This is a genomic window from Guyparkeria halopsychrophila (assembly GCF_044582135.1).
In the GTDB taxonomy this organism is placed as follows: Bacteria; Pseudomonadota; Gammaproteobacteria; order Halothiobacillales; family Halothiobacillaceae; genus Guyparkeria.
The window spans coordinates 1-12,734 of the sequence record NZ_JBDODP010000018.1; the positions used below are offsets into that span (position 1 = coordinate 1).

Annotated in this window: 9 protein-coding genes and 1 tRNA gene; 1 reads left to right on the forward strand and 9 read right to left on the reverse strand. The window is 63.6% G+C overall.

What is annotated here, in order from left to right; all coding sequences use genetic code 11:
* On the forward strand, nt 1-710 hold a 710-nt coding region (locus ABGV18_RS08735; protein WP_396585688.1), incomplete at its 5' end, for a DUF4395 domain-containing protein.
* 126 nt (nt 711-836) lie between these two features.
* On the opposite strand, the gene ABGV18_RS08740 is transcribed toward ABGV18_RS08735, so the two are convergent.
* From ABGV18_RS08740 to ffh, 9 genes are all read right to left on the reverse strand, one after another.
* Complete coding sequence (locus ABGV18_RS08740) at nt 837-2,156, reverse strand: cation:dicarboxylate symporter family transporter (RefSeq protein ID WP_396585689.1); 1,320 nt, start codon at nt 2,154-2,156, stop codon at nt 837-839.
* Between the two features lie 52 nt (nt 2,157-2,208).
* On the reverse strand, nt 2,209-4,137 hold the full coding sequence (locus tag ABGV18_RS08745) for a SurA N-terminal domain-containing protein (protein ID WP_396585690.1): 1,929 nt from the start codon (nt 4,135-4,137) through the stop codon (nt 2,209-2,211).
* Between the two features lie 341 nt (nt 4,138-4,478).
* Nucleotides 4,479-4,751 (reverse strand): HU family DNA-binding protein, encoded by a 273-nt coding sequence (locus tag ABGV18_RS08750; RefSeq protein WP_125197932.1) that lies wholly within the window; start codon nt 4,749-4,751, stop codon nt 4,479-4,481.
* Nucleotides 4,752-4,953: 202 nt separating this feature from the next.
* Nucleotides 4,954-7,386, reverse strand: a complete 2,433-nt coding sequence (lon, locus tag ABGV18_RS08755; RefSeq protein ID WP_396585691.1) for an endopeptidase La — start codon at nt 7,384-7,386, stop codon at nt 4,954-4,956.
* A 226-nt stretch (nt 7,387-7,612) separates the two neighbouring features.
* The gene (gene clpX, locus ABGV18_RS08760; protein ID WP_396585692.1) at nt 7,613-8,932 is read right to left on the reverse strand and encodes an ATP-dependent Clp protease ATP-binding subunit ClpX; all 1,320 of its coding nucleotides are present in this window, start codon (nt 8,930-8,932) and stop codon (nt 7,613-7,615) included.
* Nucleotides 8,933-9,046: 114 nt separating this feature from the next.
* Nucleotides 9,047-9,694 (reverse strand): ATP-dependent Clp endopeptidase proteolytic subunit ClpP, encoded by a 648-nt coding sequence (gene clpP / locus ABGV18_RS08765; RefSeq protein WP_396585693.1) that lies wholly within the window; start codon nt 9,692-9,694, stop codon nt 9,047-9,049.
* 91 nt (nt 9,695-9,785) lie between these two features.
* Entirely contained in the window at nt 9,786-11,078 is a 1,293-nt protein-coding gene (gene tig / locus ABGV18_RS08770; RefSeq protein ID WP_396585694.1) for a trigger factor, read from the reverse strand.
* 76 nt (nt 11,079-11,154) lie between these two features.
* Nucleotides 11,155-11,239 (reverse strand) — tRNA-Leu (locus tag ABGV18_RS08775).
* A gap of 80 nt (nt 11,240-11,319) precedes the next feature.
* Complete coding sequence (ffh, locus tag ABGV18_RS08780; protein WP_396585695.1) at nt 11,320-12,675, reverse strand: signal recognition particle protein; 1,356 nt, start codon at nt 12,673-12,675, stop codon at nt 11,320-11,322.
* Nucleotides 12,676-12,734 lie beyond the last annotated feature (59 nt).

A 12,734-nucleotide genomic window follows, 5' to 3' on the forward strand; every position in this document is an offset into this window, starting at 1 on the left:
ACATACTGGAGGAGACAGGGAACATGGATACCGGCATCCGCAAGGTCTTTCATTTTGGTGAGCAGATCGACGAATACCCGGTTCGGGTCATCAACGAGCGCGAAGCCCGCGCCGCGGCCGGTTTGCTCGCGCTGTTCGCCGGCTTTGCCTTCGCGCAGGGCTATCTCAGCGGCGATTTCATGTGGGAACGCCTGCTGATCCTGGCGTTCACGGTCGAATTCGGCATTCGCGTGCTGATCAATCCGCTGTACGCGCCGTTCATGATCATGGGCCGCCTGATCTCCCGCAATCAGGAGGTCGAATACGTCGGCGCACCGCAGAAACGTGTGGCCTGGTCCATCGGCCTGCTCATCGCGGCCTTCATGATCTGGGTGGTATTCGTCCAAGCCAACACCGGCCTGTTGAACCTGGTCGGCTGCTCGGCCTGTCTGCTGTTCCTGGCCTTCGAGTCGGCCTTCGGCATCTGCCTGGGTTGCACGGCCTACAATCTGATCACTGGCGAGAAGGCGCAGCTGTGTCCCGGCGGTGCGTGTCGCGTCAAGCAGCTCGACCCGATCCAGCGCATCAAGTGGTGGCAGGTCATCTTCGTGGTCGCGTTCCTCGCCCTGCTGTGGGCCATTCCCGAGTACAACCTCTGGAATATCCAGGAAAGCGTCGAAGTCGACGATCACAACTTCGACAGCATCGACCTCGACAGCCTGTCGTACTGACAAGGTATATCGGTCGGCCACGAGCGCGCGCCCGTCCGGCCGAACGAAAAAGGCCCGCCAGAACCGGCGGGCCTTTCTTTTGTGGGGGCGAGTCGTCCCTCAACGCGTCCCGTTGGCCGGCACGCCTCAGCCTCGTTCACCACGCGGGGCCATCTCGCCCATGTCGTTGCCCATCTCGCCGCCCGGCGGGCGCGTATCCATCAGGACACGATCTTCACCGCGCAGCCGGGCGATGATTACCGCGCCGGTGGCATCGCTGTAGACGTTCACCGAGGTGCGCACCATGTCCAGCAGCCGATCGACCACCAGCAACAGCCCCATGGCCTCCAGCGGCAGGCCCAGCACGCCGAGGATCAGGGCGATCGCGACCAGGCTCGCCGACGGCACGGCCGCCACGCCAATCGAGGTCACCAGGGCGAGGACGACGATCAGCACCTGCATCGACAAGGAGAGGTCCACGCCGTAGGCCTGGGCGATGAACAGCACCGCGGCGCACTCGTAGAGCGCCGTGCCGTCCATGTTGATGGTCGCCCCCAGCGGCAGCACGAATGAGGCGGTTTCACGCGACACGCCGGCCCGTTGCGTGAGCGACTGCAGGGTGACAGGCAAGGTGCCCGCCGACGAGGAGGTGGAGAAGGCAACCAGCAGGGCCGGCCAGATCGCACGCATGAAACGGATTGGGGAACGCCGCGCAACCAGCCAGAGCAGCAGTGGCAGCACCACCAGGGCGTGGATCGCCAGCCCCATGATCACGGCGAAGAAGAAATCGATCATGGGCAGAATCACGGACACGCCGCTTTCCGCGATCACTCCGGCCACCAGCGCAAACACGCCGATGGGCGCGGTTTTCATCACCCAGTGGGTGATCTGGATCATCACGTCCTGCACGCCGGCCCAGAAGTCCTTGACCGTCTGCATGCCAGGCGAGGTCGCACGGGTCAGCGCGATACCGAACAGGACCGAGAAGAAGATCAGGCCCAGCATCTGCGCCTCCGCCCCGGCCTGGACGATGTTCGCCGGCACCATGTCGCGCAGGATGTTGAAGAACTCGGACAGCTCCTTGCCCTCCAGCCGGCCGCTGACCTCGTCACCGATCGCCGGCAGCGAGACGCTTTCCGACAACGGCTGGCCACCGGACATCCCGGGCTGGAACAGATTCATGATCACCAGCGCCGTGGTGACGGCCAGGGTGGTCGAGAACAGGTAATAGATGACCGTGCGGCCGGCCATGACGCCGACGCCGCCGGCACTACCGATGCTCGCCACGCCGGTGATGATCGAGGCGGTGATCAGCGGCACGATCAGCATCTTGAGCGCATCGAGGAACAGGCCACCGACAAACTCGTAGATACCGAGCAGGGGAATGCCGGCCGCCTCGGTGCCGAACACGGCGCCGACCAGGAAGGCCGCCGCCAGCGCGGTCAGGATCTGCCAGTGCAAGGCCATGCAATCACTCCCTCTCGCCCGTCGCTGTCATGACAGGCGTGAACCGTCACTGTCAGTCGAAAGCGCGCTCGCGAATCTCGACGTCTGCCTCGACGCGCAACGAGCGCATGAAGGCATCGATCAGGCGATTGGCCTGGTTGCTCTCCAACTGGCCGGCCAGGAGGTTGCGGGTCTCGGCATCCAGTTCGGCCGGCTCACCGGCACGCACGCCACGGAGCACCACCACGGCGGTATCGCCATCGGATAGCTGGGTGGTCGCCGCGCTCACCGCCTGCTCGCCGGGCGGGGTCAGGCCAAAGGCCGCCGAGAGCGCTTCCGCGGGCATCTCGTCATTGGCATCACCAAGGCCAACCCATTGCGCCGGGGTCCAGCTGGCGGCATCGACCTCGGCCACACGCTCGGCCGGTTCTTTGCCCGCGGCCAGATCGGATTCAATCGCCTCGGCCAGCTCGGCGATGGCGGCCTCAACCTGCTCGGCTCGCCACTGCGCGACGACCTGGTCGCGAACGTCCTCGAACGGCAACGGCTGGGCCTCACGATGCTCCTCGACACGCAGGACCACGGCGTGGCTGTTGTCGAGCTCGACGAGTTGGCTGTTGAAACGCTCCTCGAGCACGGCCTCCTCGAAGGCGGCCTCGCGCACAGCGCGACGCTCGCCGATGCCGTCACCCCTTTTCCGGCTGATCCAGTCACTGGTCTCGATCTCCAGACCGACGGCCTCGGCGGCCGGGACCAAGCTGTCGGGCTGCTCGTAGCTGACACTGGCCAGCTGCTCGGCGGCTTCGTAATAGGTGCTTTCAGCGGCCTCCCGCTTGAGCTGCTCCATCAACTCGCCCCGCGCCTCTTCCAGCGGCGGCACCTCGGCCTGGCCGACCTCGTAGACCTGGATCAGGTGCCAACCGAAGCGGGTGCGCACCGGCTCGCTGATCTCGCCCTCGCCCAGTGCGGCGACGGCGCGATCGAAGGATGCGGCAATCTCGCCTTCGCCCACACGGCCAAGATCGCCACCGCTATCGCGGGTGCTGCCATCGTCCGACAGCTCGGTGGCCTTTTCCTCGAAGGTGGCCTCGCCCGACTCGATTGCCTCGCGCGCCGTCTCCAGACGTTCACGCGCGCTATCGACCGTGGCCGCATCGGCATCGCCGGGTAGCTGGATCAGGATATGACGGGCACGACGCACGGCCTCGTCGGCCTGACGGTCGCGATAGTCCTCGTAGGCCGAGTGCAGGGCCGCGTCACTGATCTCCTGCGAGGCCGCGAGCTTTTCCGGCGTGATTTCGATGTAGGCCAATTTGACCTGCTCGGGGCGCTGGAAGGCCTCGACCCGGTCGTCGTAGTAGGCCTTTAGGGTCGTCTGGTCGGGATTGTCGATGCCGGCAGCGACCGCCCCGCGGTCGATACGCACCAGTCCGACCTCACGCGACTGGTCACGCAAGGCGACCAGCTGACGCACTTCGGGTGCGGTGACGAAGGCGCTGCCAACCAGGGCATTGTCGAGGGTGTTGAACAGCAGATCACGCCGGATGTCGTTCTCGAACTGTTCGACCGACAGGCCCTGCTGGCCGAGGCGGCGTTCGTAGGCCTCGCGATCGAACTGTCCGTCGCGCTGGAAGGCGGAGATGCCGCGAATCGTGGCGGCCACCAGACCGTCGGGGACCACGTAGCCCTGTTCACGGATGAACTGGACCAGGAGGCGCTCGTTGATCATCTGGTCGAGCACCTGACGTTTGAGCCCCATCTGCTCGATCATCTCGGCGGTGATCTGCCGCTCACTCTGTGCGATCAACTGCTGACGGCGCTCGCTAAAGGCCTGGTCCAATTGACGGGCGGTGATCTCTTCACCCTCGACCTCGGCGACCAGCGTGTCCCGGCCGCCGCCCAGGTATTCGCCCACACCCCACAACGCGAACGGGATGCTGATCAAACCAACGATTACATAAGCCAGCCAGCCGCGAATCTTCTCGCGGATATCCATCAACATGTCTACGTCACTCCCGCTTCGGGTCTGTCTTGGTGGTGTGCAGCGCGGCCGTCACTCCGACGGCACGATGATCGGCGCAAATCGAGCCGCATGATAGCAGGGGCAACGCCGCCAACCCATGCCACCGACGACTTGTGCCGCCGTCCATCGGACGGTTGTTCGACCTGTACCGGCCCGGCCAACGGTCGGCCGGAGACCAGCAAGTTTACAGGTGGGGGCATCACCCCATGGCATTGCCCACGCATGCGCCAGGCAAAAAGAAAGGGGCGTTGCCGCCCCTTCTTGTCGGGTGTCGGGCCGTTATACCGGCCCGCATCCCGCCTATATTCCGTACGGATCGATCAGTTGACCGCGTCTTTGAGGCCCTTGCCTGCCTTGAAGGACGGCAGCTTGGAGGCCTTGATGTTGATCGTCTCGCCGGTACGCGGGTTGCGGCCAGTCCGGGCCTCACGCTCACGAACCAGGAAGGTGCCAAAGCCTACCAGCGTAACCTGATCGCCTTTCTTCAGCGCGCCACCAACGGCATCGATGAAGCCATCCAGGGCACTCGCGGCCGCCGACTTGGAAATGCCAGCGTTGTCGGCCATCGCATCGATCAGTTCAGATTTGTTCATACCTTGTCATCCCTTGGTGAAAAAAGTGTCTGTTCGGGTTCCGGCTCACCGCGCGTCAGCGTCAGGTCGCGGCGCAGCTGGCCACCGCACGGAAACAGCGAAAACAGTTATACAAGTGCGACCTTCGGCGTGTCAACACGCAAATGGCCCGCGCGACGGCTTTCTGGCGCGACAGCTAGCATTCCGAGCCTCTCACCCCGGCTCAGTGAGCCAGGTTCTTGCCCTTACCGCTGCGCTTTTTTTTCTCGATCAGACCCACATCACCCGGCGGCGTGGTCTCGTTGGGCATCGGCATGCGCACGAGCGCCGCCTCGAGCACCTGGTCGATCCAGCGAACCGGCCGAATGTCGAGTTTCTTCTTGATCTGGTCGGGAATTTCGACGAGATCCTTGCGATTCTGCTCGGGAATCAACACGGTCTCGATACCGCCACGCTGGGCTGCCAGCAGCTTTTCCTTGAGCCCGCCAATCGGCAGCACTTCGCCGCGCAGGGTGATCTCGCCGGTCATGCCGACCGACGCCCTGACCGGGATCCCGGTCAGGGCCGAGACGATCGCGGTGCACATCGCACTGCCCGCCGATGGCCCATCTTTCGGCGTCGCGCCTTCCGGCACGTGCACGTGGATGTCGCTCTTCTGGTTGAAGTCCGGATCGATACCCAGGGTATCGGCACGGGCGCGCACGACCGTCAGCGCCGCCTGGATGGACTCCTGCATCACCTCACCGAGCTTACCGGTGTACTTGAGGTTGCCCTTGCCCGGCACCGTGGTCGCCTCGATGGTCAGCAGATCGCCGCCCACCTCGGTCCAGGCCAGTCCCGTCACCTGGCCCACCTGGTCGGTCTCCTCCGCCCGACCGAAGTCGAAACGCTGCACGCCGAGGTACTTGTCGAGGTTCTTCGGCGTGACCGAGACCCCCTTCTTCTTGGCGGTGATCAGCTCACGCACCACTTTGCGACAGATCTTGGCCAGCTCGCGCTCGAGGTTGCGCACGCCCGCCTCACGGGTGTAGTGGCGGATGATGTCGCGGATGGCGTTGTCGCTGACCGTCAACTCACCGTCCACCAGGCCGTTGGCCTTGATCTGCTTGGGCAGGAGATAGCGCCTGGCAATCTCGGTCTTCTCGTCCTCGGTGTAGCCGGCGATACGGATGGTTTCCATCCGGTCGAGCAGCGGCCCCGGGATGTTGTAGCTGTTCGCCGTGCAGACGAACATTACCTCGGACAAGTCGATGTCGACGTCCATGTAGTGATCGGCAAACGCCTTGTTCTGCTCGGGGTCGAGTACCTCGAGCATGGCCGCGGCCGGATCGCCACGGAAGTCGGAGGCCATCTTGTCGATCTCGTCGAGCAGGATCAGGGGGTTCTTGGTGCCGACCTTCGAGAGGGCCTGCACGATCCGCCCCGGCAAGGCGCCGACGTAGGTGCGCCGGTGACCCCGGATCTCGGCGTCGTCACGCACGCCGCCCAGCGCGATCCGGCCGAACTTGCGGTTGGTGGCCTTGGCGATCGACTGACCCAGCGAGGTTTTACCCACGCCCGGGGGGCCGACCAGGCAGAGGATCGGGCCGGCCATCTTGCGCACGCGGATCTGGACCGCGAGATACTCGATGATCCGCTCCTTGACCTTTTCCAGGCCGAAGTGATCGGCCTCGAGTACCGCCTCGGCCGCGTCGAGATCGTGCTTGATGCGCGTGCGCTTCTTCCAGGGCACGGCGACCATCCAGTCGAGGTAACTGCGCACCACCGAGGCCTCGGCGGACATGGGCGACATCATTTTGAGCTTGTTGAGCTCGGATTTCGCCTTCTCGCGCGCCTCCTTGGTCATGCCGGCCTTCGCGATCTTGTTCTCGAGATCGTCGAGCTCGTTGCCGCCATCCTCGAGGTCGCCCAGCTCTTTCTGGATCGCCTTCATCTGTTCGTTGAGGTAGTACTCGCGCTGGCTCTTCTCCATCTGCTGCTTGACGCGACCGCGGATGCGGCGCTCGACCTGCAGCGTGTCGATCTCGGATTCGATCAGCATCATCAAGCGCTCGATGCGCTGATGCAGATCGATGGTCTCGAGAATCGCCTGCTTCTCTTCCAGCCCTAAGGCCATGTGCGCGGCGATGGTGTCGGCCAGACGCGAGACATCGTCGATGCCCGACAGCGAGGTCAACACCTCGGGCGGGGTCTTTTTGTTGAGTTTGACGTAACTCTCGAACTGATTGAGAAGCGCCCGCGACTCGAGTTCGACCTCGCGTTCGTCGGTCTCCGACGTGGGCTCGATCGAGTGGACCTCGGCGGTCAGATGCCCGTCGAGCTCGTGCACGCGGTCGAGCTCCACCCGCTCGATGCCCTCGACCAGCACCTTGATGGTGCCATCGGGGAGCTTGTGCAACTGCAGGATCGAGGCGAGCGTGCCCACCCGGTGCAAGTCACCGACACTCGGATCGTCGTTCTCGGCATCCTTCTGCGCGACCAGCAGCAACTGCTTGCTGCCCTTGACCGCCTCGTCGAGTGCGGCCACCGATTTCGGCCGCCCAACGAACAGCGGAATCACCATGTGCGGGTAAACGACCACATCGCGCAGTGGCAGCACGTCGACCTGACGCGGCGAGCGCGAAATGACGGTAGAGGATTCTTCGCTGTGACTCATATAAGGGGTATACCTATGGCGCCGTGACGGCGATGTATTCGGATGGCCGACCGCGCCGAAACGCGCGGCCGGGAATCAATGGGTTTCCCTTGACGTATGACCGGAGAATAGCTTTTCAAGCGCATTCTGTCAGGAAACCGCCCGGCGCTAGCTCAATCGGGCGCCCACACGAAAACACCCCGGACAGGCCGGGGTGCGGGAGATCGCGACAGGGACGCCAACCGCTTCAGCGATCCGATGAGGCCTTGTCATGCTCGGCGGCGGTCTCTTCGGTCTCGTCAGACTGATCACGCCCCTTGCCGTAGACGAGGTAGGGCTCGGATTCGGCTCGAACCACCGCGCCGTCGACCACGACCTTCTCCACGTTGGAGAGAGACGGCACCTCGTACATCGTATCGAGCAGGATATGCTCCATGATGGTACGCAGGCCGCGTGCGCCGGTGCGCCGCAGGATGGCCTTCTTGCTGATCTCGCGCAGGGCATCCTCGCGGAATTCGAGTTCGACGTCTTCCATCTCGAATAGGCGCTCGTACTGCTTGGTCAACGCGTTCTTCGGCTCGGTGAGGATGCGGATCAGCGCGTCCTCGTCGAGCTCCGTGAGCGTGGCGATCACGGGCAGGCGCCCGATGAACTCGGGAATCAGGCCAAAGCGGGTCAGGTCCTCCGACTCGATCTGGGTCAGCAGCTCGTCGGTGGCCTTCTGATCGAGCTCGGATTTCACCTCGGCGGAGAAACCGATGCCGCCCTTCTCGACACGCTGGCGAATGATCTGCTCGAGCCCGGAAAACGCCCCGCCGCAGATGAACAGCATGTTGCTGGTGTCGATCTGGACAAACTCCTGCTGCGGGTGCTTGCGCCCGCCCTGCGGCGGCACCGAGGCGGTCGTGCCCTCGATCATCTTCAGCAAGGCCTGCTGCACACCCTCGCCGGAGACATCGCGGGTGATCGACGGGTTTTCCGACTTGCGGGTGATCTTGTCGATCTCGTCGATGTAGATGATGCCGTGTTGGGCCTTCTCGACGTCATAGTCACAACGCTGCAGGAGCTTTTGCAGGATGTTCTCGACGTCCTCACCGACGTAGCCCGCCTCGGTGAGCGTGGTCGCATCGGCGATGGTGAAGGGCACGTCCAGCACGCGGGCCAGTGTCTGGGCCAGCAGGGTCTTGCCCGAGCCGGTCGGGCCGATCAGCAGGATGTTCGATTTCGACAACTCGACGTCGCCATCCTCGGCATCGCGACGACGCTCACCGAACAGGTTCAGTCGCTTGTAGTGGTTGTACACCGCCACCGCCAGCGCCCGCTTGGCCGTCATCTGGCCGATAACGTACTCGTCGAGTGCCGCGACCAGTTCATGCGGGGTCGGCAGACGCTCCGGGCCGTTCTCGCCCTCGGCCTCCACTTCTTCACGCAGAATGTCGTTACACAGCTCGACGCATTCGTCGCAGATATAGATGTTCGGGCCAGCGATCAGTTTTTTGACTTCGTCCTGGCTCTTGCCGCAGAACGAGCAGATCAGATCCTGCGTGTCTTTCGTCTTCTCAGCCATGGCTGTTCTCGTCGAACCTCGTGGGTCGGTGCGGCCGAGCGCTACGCGGGTCGGCCGATCGACTGAATGGGGTCGCCGCCGGTAAACGGTCGCAGACGGCCTTGATTGGTCTGGTCAATCCGCCTTGCCGGCCTTTCGGCGGCTGGTCAGCACCTTGTCGACCAGATTGTAGTCGCAAGCCTGGTCGGCCGTCATGAAGTTGTCCCGATCGGTATCACGCTCGAGCTGCTCGAGGCTCTGACCGGTGTGATGCGACAGGATGCCGTTGAGACGCTCGCGCAGCTTGATGATCTCCTCGGCGTGGATCTTGATATCCGAGGCCTGACCCTGGAAGCCGCCCAGCGGCTGGTGGATCATGATGCGCGAGTTGGGCAGCGCATAGCGCTTGCCTTCCGCGCCACCGGCAAGCAGGAACGAACCCATGCTGGCCGCCTGGCCGATGCACAGGGTCGAGACGTCCGGCTTGATGAACTGCATGGTGTCGTAGATCGCCATGCCGGCGGTAACCACGCCACCCGGCGAGTTGATATAGAGGTGGATGTCCTTGTCCGGGTTCTCCGACTCGAGGAACAACAGCTGGGCGACGATCAGGTTGGCCATCTGGTCCTCGATCGGACCGACGATGAAGATCACCCGTTCCTTGAGCAGGCGCGAAAAGATGTCGTAGGCGCGCTCGCCCCGGGAGCTTTGCTCGACGACCATCGGCACCAGGGCATTCATTTCCGGTTGGCCGCCATTGTGGCTTTCAAACGCCTCTTTCATTCATCACCTCGGTATAAACGGTTCGGCCGCCTCGAGGGCGGCCAGATTCCGGTCGGCTTGGGAACCTCTTCACGATGCGCCCGCGTCGGCCTCAGCCCTGCGGATTCATCAGTTCCTTGAAGGGAACCTTCTTCTCGCTGACCTTGGCCTTGCCAAGAATGTGCTCGACCGCCTGTTCTTCAAGGACCACGGTGCGGGCATTGCCCATCATCTGATGATCGCCCTTGTAGTGGGCCACCACCTGCTCGGGCTCATCGTAGGCGGCAGCGATCTCGTTGATGAAGTCATCGACGCGCTCGTCTTCCGGCTTGAGGTCGGCGGCCTTGACCACTTCCATGATCACCAGGCCCATGCGCACGCGCTTTTCAGCCTGCTCGCGAAAGAGCGTGGCGTCGAGCATGCTCGGATCGGCATCCGGCATCTGGTTGCGAACGAACTGGTCGCGCATCGACACCGACTCGTCGTCGATCAGCGACGAGGGCACGTCGAACTCGAGCGACTCGGTCAGGGCCTCGATGGTGCGGTCCTTGTTGCGACGACGCATCGTCTGCTTGAGCTCGCGCTCCATGTTGTCGCGCACGTCTTCACGCAGCTTGTCGGCCGAGTCGGCGCCGAATTTCTTGGCGAATTCGTCGTCAACCTCAGGCAGCACCTGCTCCTCGACCTGGGTCGCCTCGATCTCGAACTCGGCGGTCTTGCCGGCCAGATGCTCGGCCTGGTACTCCTCGGGGAAGGCCACTTCGATGGTGACCGGCTCACCCGGCTTGATGCCCTTCAGGCCCTTCTCGAAGTCCGGCAGCATCTGCCCTTCGCCCAGGACCACCTCGACGCCTTCGGCCGAGCCGCCCTCGAAGACTTCGCCGTCGATCTTGCCGACGAAGTTGATGGTGACCTTCTCGCCCTTGCGCGCCTTGTGGCGAACCTTCTTCCAGTCCGCGTTCTGCTTGCGCAGGGTGTCGATCATCTCGTCGACATCCTCGTCGGCCACTTCACTGGTCACGGTCTCGACCTTGAGCTTGGACAGATCACCCAGCTCGATCTCCGGGTAGACCTCGACGGCCGCGGTGAACTTCAGCGGCTCGCCGGCCTTGTTGTTCTCGATCGACTCGATGTTCGGCTGACCGGCAACGCGCAGCTCGTTTTCCTCAACGGCCTTCTGGAAGTTCTGCCCCATGACGTCGCCGATGACGTCGTCGCGGACCCGCCCGGCGTACTGCATCCGGATGACCGACAAGGGCGCCTTGCCCGGGCGAAAGCCGTCGATGCGGGCGCGACCACGCATGTCCTTGAGACGCTTCTCGACCTGCTCGTCGATCTCGTTGGCGGGGACCTCGATCGCCAGGCGACGGGTCAGGCCTTCGGCCGGCTGCAATTCAACCTGCATGGATGCGATACCTCAAAAAAACAAATGTCTGGATGTCGTTCGTCCCGCCATCGGACGGCGGGACGCCTATCGGGTCTGGTGCGAGAGGAGAGACTCGAACTCTCACGCCGTCAGGCGCTGGTACCTAAAACCAGTGCGTCTACCAATTCCGCCACTCTCGCCGGGTGTCCGGTCAAAGCCGGACAGTATACCGGAGCCGACCGCACGCCCAAAGCGAACGGCTTGGTTCCACCGCACGTCGTCAGAACGGCAGGCCCGGCATGCGCCCCTTCATTGAGCGCATCATCTTCTTCATGCCGCCGCCCGAAAGCTTCTTCATCATGTCGCGCATATCACGATACTGCTTAAGCAGACGATTGACGTCTTGGACCTGCATGCCCGAACCGTTCGCAATCCGGCGCTTGCGCGAGCCCTTGATGATGTCAGGACGCTGACGTTCGCCCGGCGTCATCGAGTCAATGATCGCGATCATGCGCTTGATGTCCTTGTCGTCAATGTTCTGCTTCGCATCGGCACCAAGCTTGCCCATGCCGGGCAGCTTGTCCATCAGACCACCCATCCCGCCCATCTTGAGCATCTGGCTGAATTGGTCGCGCATGTCTTCGAGCGTGAAGCCCTTACCCGAGCGCACCTTGTCGGCCAGGGCCTTGGCCTTGTCGGCATCGACGGTTTCCTGTGCCTGCTCGACCAGCGAGACGACATCGCCCATGCCGAGGATGCGCGAGGCGATCCGATCCGGGTGAAACGGCTCGAGTGCGTCGAGCTTCTCGCCCACGCCGAGAAACTTGATCGGCTTGCCGGTGACCTGCCGCACTGACAGCGCCGCCCCGCCGCGGGCGTCACCGTCGGCCTTGGTCAGGATCACGCCGGTCAGCGGCAGTTGCTCGTGGAAGGCCTGGGCGGTATTGGCTGCGTCCTGACCCGTCATCGAGTCGACGACGAACAGCGTCTCGATCGGGTTGACCGCCTCATGGATGCGGGCGACCTCGCCCATCATCTCCTCGTCGACGTGCAGGCGGCCGGCGGTGTCGACGATCAGCACGTCGTAGAACTTGAGCTCGGCCTCCTTGCGGGCGGCCTTCGCGATCTCGACCGGGTCCTGGTCACTCGAAGACGGGAAGAAGTCGACACCGACCTGCTTGGCCACGGTCTGGAGCTGGTCGATCGCCGCCGGGCGATACACGTCCGCGGAGACGACCAGCACCTTTTTCTTCTGGTTGTTCTTCAGCCAACGGCCGAGCTTGCCGGCGGTGGTCGTCTTGCCCGCGCCCTGCAGGCCGGCCATCAGGATCACCGCCGGTGGACGCGCCGCCAGATCGAGCTCGGCATTCTCCGAGCCCATCAGGCGAGTCAGCTCGTCGTTGACGATCTTGACGAATACCTGGCCCGGCTGGAGGCTCTTGGCCACCTCGGCACCCACCGCCCGCTCGCGCACGTCCTTGATGAACTCGCGCACCACCGGCAGGGCCACGTCGGCCTCGAGCAACGCCATGCGCACCTCACGCAGGGCATCCTTGATGTTGTCCTCGGTCAGGCGGCCCTGGCCCTTGAGGCCATCGAGCAACCCGCCGAGTCGCGTGGAGAGATTGTCAAACATGCGTCATCCACTCCTGCCCGTGGCAATCCGTGGCGGCGAAACGATCCGGCGCCATGAAG